Below are 20,662 nucleotides of genomic sequence, written 5' to 3' on the forward strand. Positions count from 1 at the left end.
GTGAGGTGCGTTGTCAACCCCTTGGTTGAGCATCGACGACCGCCGCCTGTCGCGGGAGAACGCCGCGGCAGCCCGTTCACAGCGCGTGGCGGCCGCTTCACCCCGCGTGCACGCCGTCCACGTAGAGCCAGACACGGCCGACTCGGACGAATCTGCTGCGCTCGTGCAGTTCACCGCGGCCTCCGGAGTCGCGGAAGACGGCAGTGAAGGCGACGACGCCCGTCTGATGAAAGGGCGACCCGTCCACCACCTCGTCGATATGGAGATGCAGCCAGCGCGTGCCGGGGTCGGGTGCACACTCGTCCGGCCTGGTGTCCGGATGCCAGGTCGCGAGCAGGTGCTCCTCGTCACCGAGTGCGAACGCCGTGAACCTGCTGCGCATCAACGCTTCGGCCGTCGGCGCCGGCCTCCCCACACCGAGGCCCGTGAGGTAGCGCCCGCAACACTCCGACAGCACCTCTCCCGAACCGCACGGGCATCGCCGATCGCTCATTCGGCCAACCTATCGCACCGCACCCCTTGACAACCTCCGACGACTGGTTGCATGGTTAGTTAGTCGAGTAATTAACCAAGAAACCGAGGCGGTCCAATGATTGACGACGGGAGGGCCATCTTCCAGCAGGTCGCCGACCACGTTGCCGATTCGATCATCGACGGCACCCTGCCCGAGGAGACTCGCGCGCCCTCCACCAACGAACTCGCCGCCTTCTATCGCATCAATCCCGCGACCGCAGCGAAGGGCATCAACCTGCTCGTCGACCAAGGCGTCCTCTACAAGAAGCGCGGCGTGGGAATGTTCGTCGCCGCCGGGGCCCGCGCCGCATTGAGCGTGCGTCGCCGGGAGGCCTTCGCCGACCGGTTCGTGACTCCGCTGCTGGTGGAGTCACGCCGGCTGAACCTGACCACCGACGACGTCGTCGCCCTCATTCACGAACGTTCCACCACCATCGATCAGCCGTCGGAAGGAGTCCGGCCATGACCAGCCAGACCAGCGCACCCGCCATCAGCGCGCGAGGCCTCACCAAGCGATACGGATCGACGAACGCCCTCGACGACGTGAGCTTCGACCTTCCGGCGAACACCGTCTGCGGGCTGTTCGGCCGCAACGGCGCGGGCAAGACCACGCTGATGTCGATCCTCACCGCTCAGAACTTCGCGACGTCCGGTGAGCCCCGGATCTTCGGCGAAGACCCGTACGAGAACACGCACGTCCTGCCGCGCATCTGCTTCGTACGCGAGAGCCAGCGCTACCCCGAGGACTCCACTCCGGCCCAGGCTTTCCAGATGGCACGGTTGTTCTTCCCGAACTGGGACCAAGAACTCGCCGACCGCCTCGTGGAGGAGTTCCGGCTTCCCGACTGCCGGCGCATCAAGAAGCTCTCCCGGGGTCAGCTGTCCGCGGTCGGAGTCATCATCGGCCTCGCCTCCCGCGCCGACGTGACCTTCTTCGACGAGCCCTACCTCGGTCTCGACGCCGTCGCCCGACAACTGTTCTACGACCGTCTCCTCGAGGACTACAGCGACTTCCCCCGCACCATTCTGCTGTCGAGCCATCTCATCGACGAGGTCTCGAACCTCGTCGAGCAGGTGCTCGTGGTCGACGAGGGCAGGCTCGTCCTGAACGAGTCGGCCGACGACCTCCGCGGCATGGCGTTCACCGTGGTCGGCGCCGAATCCGCCGTCGACGCCTTCATCGGCGACCGCGAAGAACTGCACCGCGACCGACTCGGCTCCGTCGCCTCGGTGACCGTCCTGGGACGACTCGAGGACACCGACCTGGCCGAACTGTCCGCCCGCGGCATCGCCACCGCTCCGGTCTCGATGCAGGAACTGATCGTCCGTCTCACCACTCGCGCCGACCGGCGTGAGCGAACCTCTCGTCCGATGGGAGCCTCGCGATGAACCGCACAGCGAACGTCGTCCGCATGCAACTGATCAACAAGAAGATCTTCGTCTGGCTGCCGCTGACGATCTTCGGCGCCGCGTTCGCGATCTCGCTGATCATCTACGGCGCGATCTACGCCTCGGTCAGCGACCTCACCGACCCGATCTACGGCGGCGCATCACAGGCACCCCTCTGGTACTTCGCCGTGATCGGCATCCAGGCGATGTCGCTGACCTTCCCGTTCTCCCAGGCCATGAGCGTCACTCGTCGCGAGTTCTATCTCGGGACCACCCTCACCGCCCTCCTCGCGTCCATCGGCCTCGCCGTGCTGTACGTGATCGGCGGCCTGATCGAGAAGGCCACCGACGGTTGGGGGATCGACGGCTACTTCTTCGCGGTGCCGTGGATCTGGAACCAGGGACCCGCGGCCGCCGGCCTGCTGTACTTCATGGCGCCGATGCTCACGTTCACCATCGGCTTCTTCGCCGCCACCGTGTACAAGCGGTTCGGCATGCTGACACTGGTCCTCATCGGCATCGGTCTGGCCGCGGCGATCGCCCTCGCGATCTTGGGCATCAGTCTCGGCGGCGGCTGGCCGGCCGTCGGACGCTGGTTCACCGGTCTCACGCCGGTCGCGGTAGGCGGTTACGGGCTCGTCCTGGTGGCGGCGCTGTCGGGCGTCTCGTACGCGACTCTGCGGCGAGCGATTCCGTAGGACGCGTACGGCTCAGGTACGCGTACGGCTCAGCCGGCCGGACGGAGGCCGAGCCATACCGCGAGTCCGAGACCGCACAGACCGATCGCGATCCGCAGGGGCCGGGCAGGCAGCCGAGCGACCAGCGGCGGCCCCATCCAGCCGCCGAGCAGACAGCCGATGCCCATCGCCACCGCCGCCGGCCAGTGCACCGGACCGAAGACGATGAAGGCGACGGCCGCGACCGCATTGGCGACGCCCAGAAGCGCCGATTTCAGCAGCATGGAGTGCCACAGCGGCAGACTCGTCAGGAGCAGCGCGAGCGCGAGAAAGATCACGCCGGCTCCCGCACCGAAATAGCCGCCGTAGATCGACACCACGAACACCGCGACCGGCCAGGCCACCGGACGGTCGGAGCCGTGCTCGATCCACCGTCGAAGACCGGGCTGCGCCAGCAGCGCGACCGACGCCAGCGCCACCAGGTACGGAACGACGTATCCGAACGCCGCGGCGGGCGCCAGCAGCAGCAACGCCGCACCCACGATTCCGCCGGCCAGCGCCATCAGCGACGAGCGCAGCAGCGACCGGCCGCCGTCGTCGGCAGTGAGCGCCCGGCCCGACTTCGCGAAACTCCCCACACCGACGGCGACCAGAGCCACCGTGTTGGTGACATTGGCGGACAGGGGCGTCAGGCCCGCCGCGAGCAGCGCCGGATAGCTCACGATAGAAGCCAGCCCGGTCACGTAGCCGACCACGCCCGCACCGAATCCCGCGGCCACGAGTGCGAGGAGCCCGATCACCGTCATGCGGCGAGAGCGCTGTTCATGCGCGCCTCACGTGCCGTACGGCACTCAGTGTGCGAAGTGACGCGCCCCGGTCAGGTACATCGTGACGCCCGCAGCCTTGGCGGCCTCGATCACCTCGTTGTCGCGGACCGAACCGCCCGGCTGGACCACCGCGCGCACGCCGGCGTCGATCAGCACCTGAAGACCGTCGGGGAACGGGAAGAAGGCGTCGGACGCACCGACCGCGCCCGCCGCGCGCTCGCCCGCCCGGTTCACCGCCAGATGCGCGGAGTCGACGCGGTTGACCTGACCCATTCCGACGCCGACCGACGCACCGTCGGAGGCGAGCAGAATGGCGTTCGATTTGACCGCACGGCAGGCACGCCAGGCGAAGACCAGATCGCGCAGCGTCTGCTCGTCGGCCGCGGTACCCGTGGCGAGCGTCCAGTTGGCCGGATCGTCGCCCTCGGCGTCGATCACGTCGCGCTCCTGCAGGAGCAACCCGCCCGAGACCGGACGCATCTCGATACCGCTCTCGGCCGGAGCCTGCGCGACGAGGATGCGGATGTTCTTCTTCCGCGAGAGGACGTCCACCGCGCCGTCGGCGTAGCTCGGCGCGATGATGACCTCGGTGAAGATCTCCGCCACCTGCTCGGCCATCTCGACCGACACCTCGCGGTTGGTGGCGATCACGCCACCGTACGCGCTGACCGGATCGCAGGCGTGCGCCTTGCGGTGCGCTTCGGCGATGTCGGCCCCCACCGCGATGCCGCAGGGGTTCGCGTGTTTGATGATCGCGACCGCCGGTTCGGTGTGGTCGTAGGCGGCACGCCAGGCGGCGTCGCCGTCGGTGTAGTTGTTGAACGACATCTCCTTGCCGTGCAGCTGCTCGGCCTGAGCCAGCCCCGGTGCTGCGTCGGTGTCGACGTAGAGCGCGGCCCCCTGATGCGGGTTCTCCCCGTAGCGCAGGGTGGCCGACCGCTTCCAGGTGGCGCCGGCCCACACGGGGAACTGCGCACCGGTGGTCGCACCCGGTTCGCCTGCGGTCTCCTCCGACGGCGCGACCACCGAGGTCATCCACGAGGCGACGGCGACGTCGTAATCGGCTGTATGACGGAAGGCCTTGGCCGCCAGCTGCTTCCGCTGTGCCAGGGTGAACCCGCCACCGGCGACGGCGGCGGCTGCGTCCGGGTAGTCGGCGGGATCCACCACCACGCCCACCGACGGGTGGTTCTTGGCGGCGGCACGGACCATCGAAGGACCGCCGATGTCGATCTGCTCGACGCACTCGTCGGGGGCGGCACCGGAGGCGACGGTCTCGGTGAACGGGTACAGGTTCACGACCACCAACTCGAAGGGCGCCACGCCCAGCTCGTCGAGCTGCGCCAGATGATCGTCCTTGCGAGTGTCGGCCAGGATGCCCGCGTGCACCCGCGGATGCAGGGTCTTGACCCGCCCCTCGAGGCACTCCGGGAAGCCGGTCAGTTCGCTGACCTCGACCACCGGAACGCCCGCACCGGCGATGGTCTTGGCGGTGGAGCCGGTCGAGACGATCTCGACGCCCGCGCCGTGGAGGGCGGTCGCCAGTTCGGTGAGCCCGCTCTTGTCATAGACGCTGATCAGCGCGCGCTTCACCGCGCGAGCTCCGGAGTCTGCAGGTGCATTCACTTGATGTGTGCCTTTCGTCCATCTGTGACAACGCCACGGGTCACGACCGCATGCACCACTTCCGGCAGCAGCACACGTTCGACTTCTTTGATGCGTTCGTGAAGGGTCTCTTCGGAATCGTCGGGCAGCACCTCCACGATGCGCTGCGCGAGGATCGGTCCGGTGTCGACGCCGTCGTCGACGAGGTGCACCGTGGTGCCGGTGACCTTGACGCCGTACGCGAGGGCGTCGGCGACCCCGTGCGCGCCGGGGAACGCGGGCAGCAGCGCGGGATGCGAGTTGAGGATCCGGCCGCCGAAACGGTCGAGGAATGCGGGGCCGAGGATCTTCATGAATCCTGCGGTGACCACCCACTCCGGGGCCAACTCCGCGACCGAGGCGGTGAGCGCCGCGTCCCACGCCTCACGGTCGGGGTACTCCCGCAACTCGCAGAGGATCACGGGCAGGTCGGCGTCGACGGCGCGGTCGGCGGCCCCGCAGTCGCGGTCGACCACTACGCCGACGACGCGGAAGGGTGCGTCGTCGGTTGCTGCGAGGTCGAGGACTGCGGCCATCAACGATCCGGTGCCGGATGCCATGACGACCACGGGCACACGGGCGTCCTGGGCTGATGTCACGACCTACAGCTTAGTTGTCCAGTTCCCGCACTGAACCGGGAGGTCGGTCCCCCGCCGGGGGTCCGTGGTCTGCGCCACTCGCGACCGCCGGATCGACGTCGTCGAGCGCCTCGGTCCCGTCCCCGTCACCCGAGTCCGGGTCTTGGTCCGAATTCGAGTCCGAATCCGCGTCCGCTCCTGAGTTCGAGTCCGCATCCGCGTCCACCGGTTCCGGCTCGTCGAGCAGTTCGTCAAGATCCAGGTCGGGAGCCCCGTACGCCCGCCGACCGCCGAACCTGCGGTTGAGCCAGAGGATCCCGGCGGTCGCCGTCGCCGTCACCCCGAGCGCGGTCAGTGTGAAGACCCCGGCCAGCGGAACACTGACGCCGGCCTCCCCCATCTCGCCGAGCGTGCCGCCCGAGAACGCCACAGCCACCACCATCAGCAGTGAGGCCACCGCCGCCCCCACGCCGATCGCCCGCAGATGGGCGACGAGGTCGTCGCTGCGGGTGTGCCAGCCGATCAGCACACCGGCCAGTGCGGGCACGGCGTAGAGCAACGCCCCCCAGGCGCCGAGATCGGAGCCGGGGACCACCGCCGCGATCGGCACCGGCGGCAGCGTCCCCGGATGCGTGCTCAGCGCATCGATCGTCGTGCCGCCCAGCGTCGCGCTCGCGCCCGCGGTGACGGCCGCGGCGTTCACCACGAAGTTCGGCAGGTAGAGGATCGACAACACCGACAGCCCGAGGTAGCCGTCGAAGGTGTTGCCTCGCGAGACGAGATCGGAGACCGCGCCGAGATGCGCGAGGAAGCCCGCGAACACGGCGACCCCGCCCCCGGCGATCAAGGCGAAGAAGGCGGCGACCCCGGCTTCGGCGCCGATCCGGTCGGACGCCGCGACGGCGAACTCATCGAGGAACGGCCCGATCACGCGAGGGACCACGCCTGCCAGCGCCGCCACACCGTGGACCACGATCGTCATGCCGAACGCGACGAGCGGACTCGGACTGCCCACCGGACCGGACGAACTGCCGTCGGCGACCACCGCGAGAGCGAGCGCGGTCGCGACCAGTGGCCCGACCACAGCCGTTCCAGCGATGCGCAGGAGCTCGTTGAACGAGGTCGCGTCGACCGTCGCCCGACGGACCACGCGGTACGTTCCGTATCCGATCAGGAGTGTCGGAACCAGCGGAAGCACCCCGATGGTGACGCCGCCGACGGTCAGCGCCGTCTGATTGGCCGCGAGCCATCCGGCCGCGGTCGCAGACCCGAAGCTGGAGAACCCCGCGCCCGCCGCGACCTTGGTGATCAGCACGATCACCGCCGACACCAGCCAGGCGACGGTCGGAACGGTGAGCCCGACCTTGATCACGTCCCAGGTGGCGGGCAGTTTCGGCTCCTGGTCGGCACGGCGGGCCAGACGGACCTGCCGAAGACGGGCCGCCAGATTCGAAGTTGAAGGCGCGGACATCGCTTACCAGGGTGTCACGGTCCGGCAGTCGAGCCCCGCCGACGCGCCGCACTCCCCTGCCCCGAACGAAAAACTGTCGAGTTCGTACCCCGTACGGGTACGAACTCGACAGTTTCTTGACTGAGCGAGCAGTGCTACTGCTTGTCGGCATCCTCCGGCTTCACGAAGGCGGTGGTCGCCCCGGCGTCCGAGGCCGGCGGGGTGTCGGCCTGACCGTACGACGGTGTCGCCGACGGCTGGCCGTAACTCGAACCGGGCTGGTAGGAGGCCTGCGCCTGCTGACCGTATCCGGCCGCCGGCTGCTGGGCCGCCTGCTGCTGGGCCTGCTGACCGTAGCCGTAGCCGTACGACGACGCCGCGGGATCCGCCGCCGGCGCCGCGTGGGCGGCGGCGGGAGCCGCGGCCGCGGCCGACGCATCGGCGGCGGCCGTCTTGATCTGACCCGCCTCGATGAGCAGCCACACCACCGCGGCCAGGAAGGCCAGGATGGAGGTGATCAGCAGGATGATCGCGCCGGCTCCCTTGCCCGCGTCAGCGGTCGCGAACTGGAACACCGTGATGAGGGCACCGACGGTCGACAGCGCGAACACCACGCCTGCGACCCACTTCTCAGTACCGAGCAGGAAGGTCGCGAGAGCCAGCACACCCGCGACGGCGATCAGACCGTACGGGGTCGCGAACTCGGTCTCGAACAGCTTCGCGCTGTACTGGGCACCGTACGGACCGGTCTCCTTGAAACCCGCCACGAATCCGCAGAACAGCGTGATGACGCCGAGCGCGCCGATGACGGCGGCGAGGATGGTCGTCGTGTTCGCGGGAAGGCCCTGACTCGCGGGCTGCTGCGGCTGCTGGTAGCCGTAGCCCTGCTGGCCGTACTGCTGCTGCGCCGCGTACTGCTGGCCGTAGCCGGCCTGCTGCCCGTATTGCTGCTGGCCGTACTGCTGCTGACCGTAGCCGGACTGCTGGCCGTACTGCTGACCGTAGGCCGACTGGGATCCGGCGTCGCCCTGGCCATAGCCAGACCCCGACTGCGGGTACGTCATCCGATCACTCCTCGTGAGACTAGGGCCACCGTGGGCGATGGCCGGCGAACTTCTGGTCCACGCTAATACACGTCCCTGTCTGTCCGCTGAACGCCGTCCATCGGTCGAATCACCAGCGATGGGCTCTTCCCTGCTCGGCGTACCACTCGATGAGGCCGTAGTCGTCGACCGACTTCGGATCCACGTTGACCTCGCTCCGGCCGGCGAGAATCGCCGTGACCGGCACTTCCAGCTTCTTCCCCGTCCGGGTGTGCGGGATGCCCGGCGCGAGGATCATCTCGTCGGGAACGTGCCGCGGCGACAACCGAGTCTTCACCTCGGCGGCGACACGCGCGGACAGTTCATCGGTGAGTTCGGCACCGGGGACCAGGGTCACGAACAGCGGCATCCAGTACTTGCCGTCCGGTCCGTCGACGCCGAGCACGAAGGCCTCGGCGATCTCCGGCATACCCTCGACCACCTCGTAGATGTCGGCCGAACCCATACGGATGCCGTGCCGGTTCAGCGTCGCATCGCTGCGGCCGTGGATCACCAGCGATCCGCGCTCGGTGACGGTGACCCAGTCACCGTGCCGCCACACCGGCTTCGCCGGGCCCTCGCCCTCCCATTCGTGAGCGAAGTACGCCTTCCGGTAGCGCTCCCCGTCGGGGTCGCTCCAGAATCTGACCGGCATGGACGGCATCGGCGTGGTGACGACCATCTCGCCCACTTCGCCGATCAGCGGCCGACCGCTCGGCGACCAGCTCTCGAGTCCGACGCCGAGATAGCGTGCCGACAGTTCCCCGGCGACCACCTCCACTCCCGTGGTGCCACCCGCGAATGCGCTCACGACGTCGGTGCCACCGCTGATCGAGGACACCGGCAGACCCGCCTTCACGTTCTCGTCGATCCATCCGAACAGATCCGCCGCGAGCGTCGAACCGGTGCTGCCCAGCAGCCGCAGCGCCGAGAGGTCGTGGTCCGCGCCGGGATGGAGTCCGGCCTTGCGCGAGGCCTGCAGCTGTCCCGGGCTGGTGCCGAAGAAGGTGACCCGTTCGTCGGCCACGATCTGCCAGAGGCGGTCCGCGTCCGGGTAGAGCGGCGAACCGCTGTACGTGATGATCCGGGCCCCCACCAGCAGCCCGGCGACCTGGTAGTTCCACATCATCCACGACAGGGCCGTCTGCCAGAAGAAGACCGACTCGGTGTCCAGATCCGACTGGATCGCCGCCGCCTTCAGGTGCTCGAGCACCACGCCGCCGTGCCCGTGGACGATGCCTTTGGGGCGGCCCGTGGTGCCCGAGGAGAACAGCACCCACAGCGGATGATCGAACGCGACCTTCACCGGCTCGGGACGGCGACTCTCGTCCGCGATCACCTCCGACCAGCGCACCACTGCGGCGCCGGGGTCGCCGACGTCACCGGCGCCGGGGTCGCCGACCATGATGTGCGTGACCTCGTCGCCGAGCAGTCCGGCGAGCGTGACCGAGTCGGCACGCTTGTCGACCTCCTTGCCGTTGTATCGGTAGCCCGCGGCGGAGACGAGCACCGTGGGCTCCAACTGCGCGAGCCGGCCGGCCGCACCCTCCGGCGCATAGTCCTGACCGCAACCCGACCAGATCGCGCCCAGTGACGCGGTGGCGAGGAACGCGATCACGGCCTCCGGGATGTCGGGCAGGTACGCCGCGACGACGTCGCCGCGGCCGACACCCGCCTCGCGGAGCGCGTGCGCGACGGCGCCGACCCGAACCGGGAGTTCGGCCCACGTGACCGATGTGCGGTTGCCGTCCTCGTCCAATCCGACGATCGCCTCGCCGGGCAGATCCGCATGTCTCAGCACCACGTCGACGTAATTCAGTGCCGTACCGGGGAACCACACGGCACCGGGCATGGTGTCGTCGGCAAGCACCGCGTCGTCCCCGTCGCCCAGCGGCGTCTCGGCGATCTCGTCGAGCGCGAAGAAATCCCACACGCACCGCCAGAAGCCCGGCAGATCGGTCACCGACCGTTGCCAGACGTCGTCGTATGAGGTCAGCGGCGCTCCGGCGCGTTCGGAGAACTTCTCGGCGAAACGATCGAAGACGGTCACGACCCCAGCCCCAGGACCTCGATCGCGCGTTCGCGCATCTCCACTTTGCGCACCTTGCCGGTGACGGTCATCGGGAACTCGTCGACGATCTGCACGTACTTGGGAATCTTGTGACGGGAGATGTGACCGGTGGCGAACTCACGGATCGAGTCCGCGGTCAGTTCGTCCGCGCCTTCGCGAACCCGGATCCAGGCCATCAGTTCCTCGCCGTACTTCTCGTCCGGGACACCGATCACCTGGGCGTCGATGATGTCCGGATGCGTGTAGAGGAACTCCTCGATCTCACGCGGGTAGATGTTCTCTCCGCCGCGGATCACCATGTCCTTGATGCGGCCGGTGATTCTGACGTATCCGTTGTCGGCCATGACCCCGAGGTCGCCGGTGGCCATCCAGCCGTCGGCGTCGAGCACCTCGGCGGTCTTCTCCGGATCGTTCCAGTAGCCCTTCATCACCGAGTACCCGCGGGTGCGGAACTCGCCGGTCTCACCGCGCGGCAGGGTCTCGCCGGTCAGCGGGTCGGCGATCTTGATCTCCAAGTGCGGCCCGACACGGCCGACCGTCCCCACGCGAAGGTCGAGGTCGTCGTCCATGCGCGTCTGCGTCGAGACCGGGCTGGTCTCGGTCATGCCGTAGCAGATCGACACCTGCGACATGTTCATCTCGTCGATCACCCGGCGCATCACCTGCTCCGGGCACGGCGAGCCCGCCATGATGCCGGTACGCAGGGAGGACAGGTCGAAGGCGGTGCCCTCGTCGGCGCTCGAGTCCAGGAGAGCCAACTCGGCGATGAACATCGTCGGCACGCCGTAGAGGCTGGTGCACCGATACTTCTCGACCGCCGCGAGTGTGGCTTTCGGATCGAAGGCCGGGGCGGGGATCACCATGGCGCAGCCGAAGGCGATCGCCGCGAGGTTGCCCATCACCATGCCGAAGCAATGGTAGAAGGGCACCGGCAGGCAGATGCGGTCGTGCTGGGTGTACTCCAGCAGCGATCCGACCAGGTAACCGTTGTTGCCGATGTTGAGATGAGTGAGCGTGACGCCCTTCGGCGCGCCGGTGGTACCGGACGTGTACTGGATGTTGATCGGATCGTCCGGGTTCAGTCCGGCCGCGATCTCGGCGATCTCGGCCACCTCCGCCGCCGACGGCGGGGTCAGCATCTCGGCGAAGGCATCCGACTCGAACAGCACCACCTCGCGCAGGTCCGGCGTCTGGTCGCGCACGTCCTCGAGCATGACGGCGTACTCCGAGTCGCGGAAGCTCGTGGCCGCCAGCACCAGCGAGGTGCCCGACTGCTTGAGTGCGTACGCGAGCTCGTGGCGCCGGTACGACGGATTGATCACGACCAGGATCGCGCCGATCTCGGCGGCCGCGAACTGAGTCAGCACCCACTCGAACCGGTTCGGGGCCCAGAGCCCCACGCGATCGCCCGGCGCCACCCCGTGCCGGAGAAGTCCGGCCGCCAACGCCACGACGTCGCGGCGGAACTCGGCGTACGTCCAGGTCCGGTCGACGGCGGCGTCGATCAGGGCGTCGGAGTCCGGATAGCTGCCCGCGGTGGCGGCGAGGGTCGCACCGATCGTCTGGGTGAGAAGTGGGGGCTCGGTCTCCCCGATCGCGTACGAGGGGGCGGCGGCTGTGCCGGTCATGGTGTCCTCCGTGAGGGTTGAGGTGTCTCGTGGGGGTCGGGTGGGTCGGTCGGATGCGGGGGCGAGTGCCGGCTCAGCCGGCGGGAGGCTGCATCACCCGGGCGAGGATCGCTCGGGCTTGGGCGATCACCGGGCCGTCGATCATCTGCCCGTCGACGGCGAACACGCCGCCGTCGTGCGCGAGGGCGCCGTCGCACACCTTGCGGGCCCATTCGACGCGCTCGGCCGACGGTGCGTAGCCGGCGCGGATGTGCTCCACCTGACTCGGATGGATGCAGGCGGTGGCCGTGTAACCCTGGGCGACGGCGTCGCGGACCTCCGCCACGAGTCCGTCCACGTCCGCGATGTCGATGTGGACCGCGTCTATCGCCGCCACACCGAAGGCCGCGGCCGCGAGCCGGACCCGTGCCCGGACGTGCCTGGCGATGTCGCGGTAGCCGCCGGTGCCCGGCTCGTCCGCACCGAACCTGCTCGACGTGCCGCCCATCCCGGCCGCGAGATCCTCGGCACCCCACATCAGGCCGACGCAGTTGGGCGCCGCCGCGATCTCCTCGACACGAACCGCGCCGAGAGGTGTCTCGATGAGCGCGATGGTGGGCAGTCCGTGCGCGGTGATCTGCGCCGCGGATTCGACCTTCGCCTGCATCACGACCCGATACGGCGTGCACTGCACCGCGTCCAGATCCCGCTGATGCTCCACGCTGCCCGCGGGGTTGATCCGCACGATCACCCGGTCGGCCGCGATCGGATCGGCGATCAGCGCCTCCCGGGCGTCGGCCTTGTTGACCTCGGCGACGGCGTCCTCGAGATCGAGGATCACCATGTCGGCGCGGTCGAGCGCCTTGGCGTACCGCTCGGGGCGGTCGGCCGGGCAGAACAGCAGAGCCGGTCCGGCCGGCGTCCAGGATTGCGCTGTGGACCCTGTCATTCCCGACCCTCTCACTCCGGACACTGTCATTCCCCTTCGGGTCGAACGCGCACGAGGGTCGAGCGCGAGGCACGGGCCACGATCACTCCGTCCTGATTGCGGCCGATGTGCGTCAGGTCGACGATCCCCTCGCCCGGACGCGACTTGGACAGCCGCTTGCCGGTGCACTCGGTCTCGCCGTACAGGGTGTCGCCGGCGAACATCGGTGCCGGGAAGGCGATGTCGTGGAAGCCGAGATTCGCGACCAGCGTCCCCTGAGTCAGCTGTGCCACCGACAGCCCGACGATCGTCGACAGCGTGAGCATCGAGTTCACCAGCCGCTGACCGCCGAAGCCCGGCTGCGTGGCCGACCACGCCGCGTCCAAGTGCAGGGCCTGGGTGTTCATCGTCAGCGTGGTGAAGAACGTGTTGTCCGCCTCGGTGATGGTGCGCCCGGGACGGTGTTCGTAGACGGTGCCGATCTCGAACTCCTCGAACCAGAGCCCACGCTGCGTGACGTGCTTGGCGCCGCCGTCGGCCGCGGTCATGCCGGCAGTCCCAGCGATCGCGCGATCAGCATGAGCTGCACCTCGGTGGTGCCCTCGCCGATCTCGAGGATCTTGGAGTCGCGGTAGTGCCGGGCCACCGGGTACTCGTTCATGAAGCCGTAGCCGCCATGGATCTGCGTCGCCGTCCGGGCGTTGTCCATCGCGGCCTCCGAGGAGATCATCTTGGCGATCGCGGCCTCCTTCTTGAAGGGCTTGCCCGCGAGCATCTTGGCGGCGGCGTCGTAGTACGCCATCCGCGCGACGTGCGCCCGGGCCTCCATGCGGGCGATCGCGAACGACACCGACTGGAACTCGGCGATCGCCTTGCCGAACGACTTGCGCTCGCGGGCGTACTTGACCGATTCGTCGACGCACCCCTGGGCGACGCCGGTCGCGAGACCGGCGATGGCGATCCGGCCCTCGTCGAGGATCGACAGGAAGTTCGCGTAGCCGCGGCCTCGTTCGCCGAGCAGGTTCTCCCGTGGCACGCGCGCGTCGTCGAAGCTCAGCGGGTGGGTGTCGGAGGCGTTCCAGCCGACCTTGTTGTACGCGGGTTCAGCGGTGAAACCCGGTGTTCGGGCGGGCACGATGATCGTCGAGATCTCCTTCTTGCCGTTGTCGCGCTGCCCGGTGACCGCCGTGACGGTCACGAGCGAGGTGATGTCGGTGCCGGAGTTGGTGATGAACTGCTTGCCACCGTTGATCACCCACTCGTCGCCGTCCTCGCGTGCCGTGGTCGCGGTGGCGCCGGCGTCCGAACCGGCGCCGGGCTCGGTGAGACCGAAGCCCGCGAGACGGCGGCCCGCGAGCAGATCCGGCAGCCAGGTCTCCTTCTGCTCCTGGGTGCCGAACTTGTAGATCGGCATCGCGCCGAGACCGACCCCGGCCTCGAGCGTGATCGCGACCGATTGGTCGACCTTCCCGAGTTCCTCGAGTGCGAGGGCGAGCGCGAAGTAGTCGCCGCCCATCCCGCCGAACTCCTCGCTGAACGGCAGGCCGAACAGGCCCATCTCGCCCATCTGCGCGACGACCTCGTACGGGAAGGTCTTCTTCTCATCGTGTTCGGCGGAGACGGGCGCCACCACCTGCTGTGCGAAGTCGCGCACCGTGCTCACCAGGTCGGTGTATTCCTGCGTCAGTTCCATGGAGTGAGATTCCTCGTCGTATGTGGGGCCGGGTCCATCGGTCCGGCGCTGTCTGTGGATCGCTGTCTGGGGTTGAAAGTCTCTAGCTGTGGAGCCGTGTGTCGTTGACGTGGTTCGCGTCGAAGCGGCTCAGTCGTCGACCTGGACGTGCGCGAGCAGTTGCTGCGCGTCCACCTTGTCCCCGACCCGGACCTTGATGGACGCGGTTCCGTCGATCGGAGCGCGAAGGGTGTGCTCCATCTTCATCGCCTCGACCACCACCAGCGGGTCGCCGGCCGCGACCTGCTCGCCGTCGACCCCGGGCACCGCGACCACGGTGCCCGGCATCGGACTGACGATGTGGCCCGCGGCATCGCCTTCATCGTGCTCCGACAGCGCACGGACCGTGTGCAGAATCCAGGTTCCCGGCCGGCCCGACACCCAGCGGCGACCGCCGCGGGCGTCGACCGCCACCTCCCAGCGGTGCGAACGTCCGTCGACGATCAGGTCGAAGGCGTCGCCGGGCACCTGGCGCAGCCGCACCGGGGCCTGCCACGGTTCGCGGTCGAGATCCTCGAAGGAGATCGTCACGTGTGCGTCGAGGGTCCCCGGCCGCGGCGTGCGGTTCTGATCGATCTGCGCCGACACCGTGTAGACGTGCCCGGACTCGGCCAGCCGCGCGAGGACCGGTGACGGTGCGCCGATGCGGAAGCCGATCGCGGACGACCAGAGATCGTCCGGGTCGCCGAGGTCCAGAGCGCCGAGCGCACCCGCGACCAGCGCGTGCGGATCGGGCATCGGGGCGGCGTAGTCGGCGGCGATCCGGTCGAGCAGTTCGGTGTCGAGCACACCGTCGCGCACATCGCGCTGCGCGAGCGCGTAACGGCAGAAGCCGATGTTGGTCACGACGCCGAGCAGCCGGGTCTCCGACAAGGCCTCGTCGAGACGGTCGAGCGCCTCGGCGCGATCGGTGCCGTAAGCGATCACCTTGGCCAGCATCGGGTCGTAATCACTGCCGATCACCGACCCCTCCTCGATGCCGCTGTCGACGCGGACACCGGGCCGCTGAGCCCCGGTGGCGAGCCGAGCCGGCTCCATCGAGGCCGCACGCGGCCACGACAGCCGCGCCACCTCGCCACCGGTCGGCAGGAATCCCTGCGCCGGATCCTCGGCGTAGACGCGCGCCTCCACCGCGTGACCGGTCATCACGATGTCGTCCTGCGTCAAGGCCAGCTTCTCACCGCGGGCGATCCGCACCTGCTGCTCCACCAGGTCGACACCGGTCACCATCTCGGTCACCGGATGCTCCACCTGCAGCCGGGTGTTCATCTCCATGAAGAAGAAGTCCTCGGGCGCGGTGGCCGAGACGATGAACTCGACGGTTCCCGCCCCGGTGTAGCCGACGCTGCGGGCCGCATCGCAGGCCGCCTCGCCGATCCGCTGCCGGGTGGCCTCGTCGAGCAGCGCCGACGGCGCCTCCTCGATGACCTTCTGGTGGCGGCGCTGCAGGGAGCACTCGCGCTCACCGAGATGGACCACGTTGCCGTGCTCGTCGGCCAGGATCTGCACTTCGATGTGCCGCGGCGTGAGCACGAAGTGTTCGAGGAACAGGGTGTCGTCGCCGAACGCCGACGCCGCTTCGCGACGCGCGGTGGCCAGCGCCTCGGGAAGTCCGGACGGGTCCTCCACGCGGTGCATGCCTTTGCCGCCGCCGCCCGCGCTCGGCTTGATGAGTACGGGGAAGCCGACGCCGCCCGCGGCGTCGATCAGTTCCTGATCCGTCAGGCCCGGACGGGAGATGCCCGGGACAACGGGCACGCTGCGTTTGGTGACCGCGTCGCGCGCGGTGATCTTGTCGCCCATCGTGGCGATCGCCGATGCGGGCGGTCCGATGAAGATGATGCCCGCTTCGGCCAGTGCCTCGGCGAACTGCTGGTTCTCCGACAGGAAGCCGTAGCCGGGGTGCACGGCGTCGGCACCGGTGAGCCGGGCCGCCTCGATGACGGCGTCGATCCGCAGATAGCTCTGCGTCGCCGGTGCCGGGCCGAGCCGGACGGCCTCGTCCGCGGCCTTGACGTGCGGGGCGTCCGCATCCGCGTCCGAGTACACGGCCACCGATTTGATGCCCATGTCGTGGAGCGTGGCGATCACACGGCAGGCGATCTCGCCGCGGTTGGCGACGAGGACCTTGCGAATGCTGCGAGTGTCAGTAGCGGTGTTCACGTGCATGTCCCTCACATCCGGAAGACGCCGTAGGCGGGATCGTCGAGCGGCGCGTACCGGCAGGCCTCCAGGGCCAGCCCCAGCACGGTTCGGGTATCGGCGGGATCGATGATCCCGTCGTCCCACAGTCTCGCCGTGGAGTAGTACGCGTCGGATTGACGCTCGAACTGATCGCGGATCGGCGCCTTGAAGGCCTCTTCCTCCTCCGCCGACCAAGTGCCGCCGGAACGTTCGATACCGCCCCGCCGGACCGTGGCCAGGGTGTCTGCGGCCTGCGGTCCGCCCATGACGGAGATCCGGGCGTTGGGCCACATCCACAGGAAGCGCGGCGAGTATGCGCGGCCGCACATGGAGTAGTTGCCCGCGCCGAACGAGCCGCCGATCATCACGGTCAGCTTGGGCACGCGTGCGCAGGCCACGGCGTTGACCATCTTGGCGCCGTTCTTGGCGATGCCGCCCTCCTCGTACTGGCGACCCACCATGAAACCGGTGATGTTCTGGAGGAAGATCAGCGGGATGCGGCGCTGGTCGCACAGTTCGATGAAGTGCGCTCCCTTGAGCGCCGACTCGCTGAACAGCACGCCGTTGTTGGCCACGAACCCGACCGGGTGACCGTGGATCTTCGCGAACGCCGTCACCAGCGAGGTGCCGTAGCCGGCTTTGAACTCGGTGTACTCGCCGCCGTCGGACAGGATCTCGATGACCTCGCGCACGTCGTACGGGATCCGCGAATCGGTCGGCACCACGTCGTAGATGTCGGTCTGCGGGCGCTGCGGCGCGCGGGTGGGCACCGTCTCCCACTGCGCGGGCTCGCGCGGGCCGAGGGTTGCGATGATCTCGCGCACCTTGGCCAGTGCCTGCTCGTCGTTGTCGACGAGGTGGTCGGTGACACCGGAGACGGTGGAGTGCATGCTTCCGCCGCCGAGTTCCTCCGCGGTCACGTCCTCGCCCGTCGCCGCCTTCACCAGCGGCGGGCCCGCTAGGAAGATGGTGCCCTGGTTCCGCACGATGACGTTCTCGTCGCTCATCGCCGGGACGTAGGCGCCGCCCGCAGTCGAGGAACCGAGGACTGCCGAGATCTGCGGAATCCCGGCCGCGCTCATGGTGGCCTGGTTGTAGAAGATGCGGCCGAAGTGCTCCCGATCCGGGAAGACGTCGTCCTGGTTGAGGAGCATCGCACCGCCGGAGTCGACCAGGTAGATGCACGGCAGCCGGTTCTGCGACGCGATCTCCTGCGCGCGCAGATGCTTCTTGACGGTCACCGGGTAGTACGTGCCGCCCGACACCGTGGCGTCGTTGGCGACGATCATGCATTCGCGGCCGTGGATCCGGCCGATGCCGGCCACCACGCCGGCCGCCGGAGCCTTGCCATCGTACATGTCGTAAGCCGCGAGCGGAGCCACCTCCAGGAACGGCGAACCCGGATCGATCAGGGCGTCGATCCGGTCGCGTGGGAGGAGCTTGCCGCGCGAGAGATGTCGCTCTCGCGCCTTCTCGCCGCCGCCCTGCGCCGCGGCGAGCAGCCGGGTCCGCAACACGGCCACATTGGCGTGATGCGCGTCTGAAGAGGATGTCGCCGTCATGCCGCCCTTTCAGTTAGCTTCGATTAACTGAAATACAGGATAGGTGACGGCGCCCACATTCGCCAGTCCCTGGCGGGGTCTCACAGCGGAATGAGTGAATTGTGCAGCTGAGGCGCCCTCGCACGGACCCGAAACGGTCTCGTGGGAGCCTGGCCGGCGTGCCGTCAGCCCTGCAACGCGCCCATCGCCATTCCGGTCAGCAATCCGCGCAGCCGGTCCCGGGGAAACTCCGGAAGCCGCGGCGAGGAGTTGAGCAGACCGAACATGGCGTGGATGCGCACCCGCGCCTCTACCGCTTCGAGTTCGACGCCGCGGTCGATGGCGTGGTCCATCAGCACTCGCACCCACACCTCGACGTAACGGCGCTGCAACGAACGCACGCGGTGCCGCGCCTGCGGCGACAGCGACCACAGATCGCGGTCCTGCACACTGATCAGGTCCGGCCGGGTCACCAGCACGTCGATGTGGAACTCGATGAGTCGTTCGAGCACCTCGACCGGTGTTCCGCCCTCGGCCGCCGCGGCCACGCCGCCGTCGTGCAGCCGCTCGCTGATGTCGATCAGAATCGTGTCGAGCAGCTCGGATTTGGACTGGAAGTGCCGGTACATGGCCGGGCCGCTGATCCCGACCTCGGCGCCGATGTCCTCCAGCCGCACTCCGTTGTAGCCGCGCTGGGCCATCTGCCTGGCCGCCGCCGACAGGATCTCCACGCGCCGCGCCGCCTTCGCCTGTTCACGGCGAGTGGCCGGTCGCGGCGTCGGGACGGGTTGCGAAGACATGACGCTGCCGACTCTACCGCCCGACCCGCACCCGCCCCGAGCGATCGGCGACGGGGTCGGTGGCGATCCAGCGGTCGATCGCCGCCACCGTCTCGTCGAGTGTCGTCACGACCTCGTCGACGATTCCCAGCCGGCGCAGCTCGCGCACCCAGACGTGCTGAGCCCGGGCCATCTCGGCCGCATGGCCGACGTCGCCGTGCATGATGACGCTCGCCCCCTCGGGCGGAAGCGGTGCGAGCCAGCCGTCAGCGGCACCGATCACACGGTCGGCCGGGAACATCGCGAGCGCCGCGCCGCCCGCGCCCTGCCCGAGCAGAACCGACGCCGTGGGAGTCGCGGCCGACAGCAGCTCCATCGTGCACGCGGCGATCTGCCGAGCCAGGCCCGATTCCTCGGCCGCCCGCGACAGTTCGCCGCCGCTGGTGTCGACGACGGTCACCAGCGGCAGTCCCCATCGGACGGCGAGCGCGATACCCCGGCGAGCGACGCGAAGGGCGTCGGCCGAGATCGACCGGCCCTCCGATTGGATTCGGCGATCCTGCCCCGCCAGCACCACTGGACGGCCGCCGAACCTCGCGAGCGCGATACGGATCGGCCCGTCGCCCGCCAGCCGCACCGCCCCGAGGTGAGTCTCGAGTTCGGTCAGCCCGGGGCGCATCCGGTCACGTGTGGCGGCCACCGCCGACCACGCGTCGTCGACCTTCGCGGCGAGCGGTCCCGCCGCCTCGTGCCGGACGGCCGCCGCAGCGGGATCGAGCGCCGCGAGGACGCTCGCGATCCGAGCGCCGAGGCGGCGGTGGTCGACGACGTCGTCGACTAATCCCAGGCGGTGCAGGTTCTCGGCGGTCTGCACGCCCGCCGGGAACTGGCGGCCGTGGATGCCCGCGTACACCTTGGGTCCGAGGAATCCGGTCAGCGCTCCGGGTTGAGCCCAGGTGACGTCGCCGAGCGACCCCCAGGAGGCGAATACCCCGCCCGTGGTCGGATGTCGCAGATACACCAGGTAGGGCAGGCCGGCGTCGCGATGCTCTGCTACGGCAGCGGTGATGGCGGCCATCTGAAGGAACGCCGGGGTGCCCTCCTGCATGCGCGTTCCGCCGGACGCCGGAAGCGCCAGGAGAGGCAGCCGCTCCGCGGTGGCGCGGCGCACCGCCTCGACGATTCGCGCACCGGCCGTCGCGCCGATCGACCCGCCCGATACACCGAATTCGCTGACCACCAAGGCGATGGGACGACCGCCGACGCGCCCCGAGCCGGTACAGACCGACTCCGGCTCGGTGGACCGATCCCAGCTGCACCACGTCCCGTCGTCGAGCACGGCGTCGATCATCGCCGCGGCGTCTGGCCGCTCATCACCCGGCCGCTCAGTACCCATATGCCCGATGATGCCTCACGCCGGGCGTTCGGGCAGTCAACTCATGTTCGGCGTCCACAACGGGTAGCACCAGCGCTGCGGGACCGGCGAGATCGCGTCGATGGCCGCGCAGATCAGAAAGCAGACCGTACCCGTGCAGTACATCCGCGGAGGGGGCGCGTGGGTCGGTGCGGCCGACGCGGCCGGTGCCCCGGCGAAGGCGACGGTGAGTCCGACCGCCGCCACGGCGGCGAGGAGCGTGATTCTGCGGATCATGGCGAGCCT

Annotated in this window: 19 protein-coding genes; 3 read left to right on the plus strand and 16 right to left on the minus strand. The window is 69.0% G+C overall.

The window, feature by feature from the left end:
• Window positions 1–97: 97 nt before the first annotated feature.
• The gene (locus ABFX36_RS00585) at window positions 98–493 is read right to left on the minus strand and encodes a YchJ family protein (protein WP_006894681.1); all 396 of its coding nucleotides are present in this window, start codon (window positions 491–493) and stop codon (window positions 98–100) included.
• A gap of 96 nt (window positions 494–589) precedes the next feature.
• On the opposite strand from ABFX36_RS00585, the gene ABFX36_RS00590 reads away from it, so the two are divergent.
• From ABFX36_RS00590 to ABFX36_RS00600, 3 genes are read left to right on the plus strand one after another with little or no spacing between them, the layout of a single operon-like run.
• Window positions 590–979 (plus strand): GntR family transcriptional regulator, encoded by a 390-nt coding sequence (locus ABFX36_RS00590; RefSeq protein WP_006894680.1) that lies wholly within the window; start codon window positions 590–592, stop codon window positions 977–979.
• A complete protein-coding gene (locus ABFX36_RS00595; protein ID WP_006894679.1) occupies window positions 976–1,902 on the plus strand; it encodes an ABC transporter ATP-binding protein in 927 nt (308 codons plus the stop codon). Before ABFX36_RS00590 ends, ABFX36_RS00595 begins: the two co-directional genes overlap by 4 nt.
• A complete protein-coding gene (locus ABFX36_RS00600; protein ID WP_006894677.1) occupies window positions 1,899–2,600 on the plus strand; it encodes a hypothetical protein in 702 nt (233 codons plus the stop codon). Before ABFX36_RS00595 ends, ABFX36_RS00600 begins: the two co-directional genes overlap by 4 nt.
• 29 nt (window positions 2,601–2,629) lie before the next feature.
• On the opposite strand, the gene ABFX36_RS00605 is transcribed toward ABFX36_RS00600, so the two are convergent.
• The 15 genes from ABFX36_RS00605 to ABFX36_RS00675 all read right to left on the minus strand — a co-directional run bounded on the left by ABFX36_RS00605 (window position 2,630) and on the right by ABFX36_RS00675 (window position 20,653).
• Window positions 2,630–3,385, minus strand: a complete 756-nt coding sequence (locus tag ABFX36_RS00605) for a sulfite exporter TauE/SafE family protein (protein ID WP_006894676.1) — start codon at window positions 3,383–3,385, stop codon at window positions 2,630–2,632.
• Between the two features lie 45 nt (window positions 3,386–3,430).
• Complete coding sequence (gene purH / locus ABFX36_RS00610) at window positions 3,431–5,032, minus strand: bifunctional phosphoribosylaminoimidazolecarboxamide formyltransferase/IMP cyclohydrolase (RefSeq protein WP_278126324.1); 1,602 nt, start codon at window positions 5,030–5,032, stop codon at window positions 3,431–3,433.
• Window positions 5,029–5,610 carry a phosphoribosylglycinamide formyltransferase gene (gene purN / locus ABFX36_RS00615; protein WP_222111768.1) on the minus strand — a complete coding sequence of 194 codons (582 nt, stop codon included), beginning with the start codon at window positions 5,608–5,610 and terminating at the stop codon, window positions 5,029–5,031. The genes purH and purN overlap by 4 nt, the downstream gene beginning before the upstream one ends.
• 49 nt (window positions 5,611–5,659) lie before the next feature.
• Complete coding sequence (locus tag ABFX36_RS00620) at window positions 5,660–7,099, minus strand: cell division protein PerM (protein WP_278126323.1); 1,440 nt, start codon at window positions 7,097–7,099, stop codon at window positions 5,660–5,662.
• A gap of 134 nt (window positions 7,100–7,233) precedes the next feature.
• Window positions 7,234–8,142 carry a DUF5336 domain-containing protein gene (locus ABFX36_RS00625; protein ID WP_006894672.1) on the minus strand — a complete coding sequence of 303 codons (909 nt, stop codon included), beginning with the start codon at window positions 8,140–8,142 and terminating at the stop codon, window positions 7,234–7,236.
• Window positions 8,143–8,251: 109 nt separating this feature from the next.
• On the minus strand, window positions 8,252–10,210 hold the full coding sequence (locus ABFX36_RS00630; RefSeq protein ID WP_346074677.1) for an acetoacetate--CoA ligase: 1,959 nt from the start codon (window positions 10,208–10,210) through the stop codon (window positions 8,252–8,254).
• Window positions 10,207–11,859 carry an AMP-binding protein gene (locus ABFX36_RS00635; protein WP_045539572.1) on the minus strand — a complete coding sequence of 551 codons (1,653 nt, stop codon included), beginning with the start codon at window positions 11,857–11,859 and terminating at the stop codon, window positions 10,207–10,209. Before ABFX36_RS00635 ends, ABFX36_RS00630 begins: the two co-directional genes overlap by 4 nt.
• Before the next feature lie 73 nt (window positions 11,860–11,932).
• Window positions 11,933–12,787, minus strand: a complete 855-nt coding sequence (locus tag ABFX36_RS00640) for an HpcH/HpaI aldolase/citrate lyase family protein (RefSeq protein WP_101841611.1) — start codon at window positions 12,785–12,787, stop codon at window positions 11,933–11,935.
• A gap of 26 nt (window positions 12,788–12,813) precedes the next feature.
• A complete protein-coding gene (locus ABFX36_RS00645) occupies window positions 12,814–13,314 on the minus strand; it encodes a MaoC family dehydratase (protein ID WP_006894664.1) in 501 nt (166 codons plus the stop codon).
• Window positions 13,311–14,459, minus strand: a complete 1,149-nt coding sequence (locus tag ABFX36_RS00650; protein WP_006894662.1) for an acyl-CoA dehydrogenase family protein — start codon at window positions 14,457–14,459, stop codon at window positions 13,311–13,313. The genes ABFX36_RS00645 and ABFX36_RS00650 overlap by 4 nt, the downstream gene beginning before the upstream one ends.
• Window positions 14,460–14,588: 129 nt before the next feature.
• On the minus strand, window positions 14,589–16,667 hold the full coding sequence (locus ABFX36_RS00655) for an acetyl/propionyl/methylcrotonyl-CoA carboxylase subunit alpha (protein WP_346074678.1): 2,079 nt from the start codon (window positions 16,665–16,667) through the stop codon (window positions 14,589–14,591).
• Window positions 16,668–16,672: 5 nt separating this feature from the next.
• Complete coding sequence (locus ABFX36_RS00660; RefSeq protein WP_006894660.1) at window positions 16,673–18,244, minus strand: carboxyl transferase domain-containing protein; 1,572 nt, start codon at window positions 18,242–18,244, stop codon at window positions 16,673–16,675.
• Between the two features lie 164 nt (window positions 18,245–18,408).
• On the minus strand, window positions 18,409–19,023 hold the full coding sequence (locus ABFX36_RS00665; protein ID WP_006894659.1) for a TetR/AcrR family transcriptional regulator: 615 nt from the start codon (window positions 19,021–19,023) through the stop codon (window positions 18,409–18,411).
• Between the two features lie 13 nt (window positions 19,024–19,036).
• Window positions 19,037–20,398: a carboxyl transferase domain-containing protein gene (locus ABFX36_RS00670; protein ID WP_346074679.1), complete on the minus strand. Its 1,362-nt coding sequence runs from the start codon at window positions 20,396–20,398 to the stop codon at window positions 19,037–19,039.
• Between the two features lie 36 nt (window positions 20,399–20,434).
• Window positions 20,435–20,653: a hypothetical protein gene (locus ABFX36_RS00675; protein WP_045538625.1), complete on the minus strand. Its 219-nt coding sequence runs from the start codon at window positions 20,651–20,653 to the stop codon at window positions 20,435–20,437.
• Window positions 20,654–20,662 lie beyond the last annotated feature (9 nt).

Origin of the sequence: Gordonia cholesterolivorans, from assembly GCF_039531975.1 — a bacterium.
Classification (GTDB): domain Bacteria; phylum Actinomycetota; class Actinomycetes; order Mycobacteriales; family Mycobacteriaceae; genus Gordonia; species Gordonia sihwensis.

Bases quoted from the DNA above. Each gene is read 5' to 3' on its own strand.
- ABFX36_RS00585 (WP_006894681.1), bottom strand. From the start codon at position 493: ATGAGCGATCGGCGATGCCCGTGCGGTTCGGGAGAGGTGCTGTCGGAG.
- ABFX36_RS00590 (WP_006894680.1), top strand. From the start codon at position 590: ATGATTGACGACGGGAGGGCCATCTTCCAGCAGGTCGCCGACCACGTT.
- ABFX36_RS00595 (WP_006894679.1), top strand. From the start codon at position 976: ATGACCAGCCAGACCAGCGCACCCGCCATCAGCGCGCGAGGCCTCACC.
- ABFX36_RS00600 (WP_006894677.1), top strand. From the start codon at position 1,899: ATGAACCGCACAGCGAACGTCGTCCGCATGCAACTGATCAACAAGAAG.
- ABFX36_RS00605 (WP_006894676.1), bottom strand. From the start codon at position 3,385: ATGACGGTGATCGGGCTCCTCGCACTCGTGGCCGCGGGATTCGGTGCG.
- purN (WP_222111768.1), bottom strand. From the start codon at position 5,610: ATGGCATCCGGCACCGGATCGTTGATGGCCGCAGTCCTCGACCTCGCA.
- ABFX36_RS00620 (WP_278126323.1), bottom strand. From the start codon at position 7,099: ATGTCCGCGCCTTCAACTTCGAATCTGGCGGCCCGTCTTCGGCAGGTC.
- ABFX36_RS00625 (WP_006894672.1), bottom strand. From the start codon at position 8,142: ATGACGTACCCGCAGTCGGGGTCTGGCTATGGCCAGGGCGACGCCGGA.
- ABFX36_RS00635 (WP_045539572.1), bottom strand. From the start codon at position 11,859: ATGACCGGCACAGCCGCCGCCCCCTCGTACGCGATCGGGGAGACCGAG.
- ABFX36_RS00640 (WP_101841611.1), bottom strand. From the start codon at position 12,787: ATGACAGGGTCCACAGCGCAATCCTGGACGCCGGCCGGACCGGCTCTG.
- ABFX36_RS00645 (WP_006894664.1), bottom strand. From the start codon at position 13,314: ATGACCGCGGCCGACGGCGGCGCCAAGCACGTCACGCAGCGTGGGCTC.
- ABFX36_RS00650 (WP_006894662.1), bottom strand. From the start codon at position 14,459: ATGGAACTGACGCAGGAATACACCGACCTGGTGAGCACGGTGCGCGAC.
- ABFX36_RS00655 (WP_346074678.1), bottom strand. From the start codon at position 16,667: ATGCACGTGAACACCGCTACTGACACTCGCAGCATTCGCAAGGTCCTC.
- ABFX36_RS00660 (WP_006894660.1), bottom strand. From the start codon at position 18,244: ATGACGGCGACATCCTCTTCAGACGCGCATCACGCCAATGTGGCCGTG.
- ABFX36_RS00665 (WP_006894659.1), bottom strand. From the start codon at position 19,023: ATGTCTTCGCAACCCGTCCCGACGCCGCGACCGGCCACTCGCCGTGAA.
- ABFX36_RS00670 (WP_346074679.1), bottom strand. From the start codon at position 20,398: ATGGGTACTGAGCGGCCGGGTGATGAGCGGCCAGACGCCGCGGCGATG.
- ABFX36_RS00675 (WP_045538625.1), bottom strand. From the start codon at position 20,653: ATGATCCGCAGAATCACGCTCCTCGCCGCCGTGGCGGCGGTCGGACTC.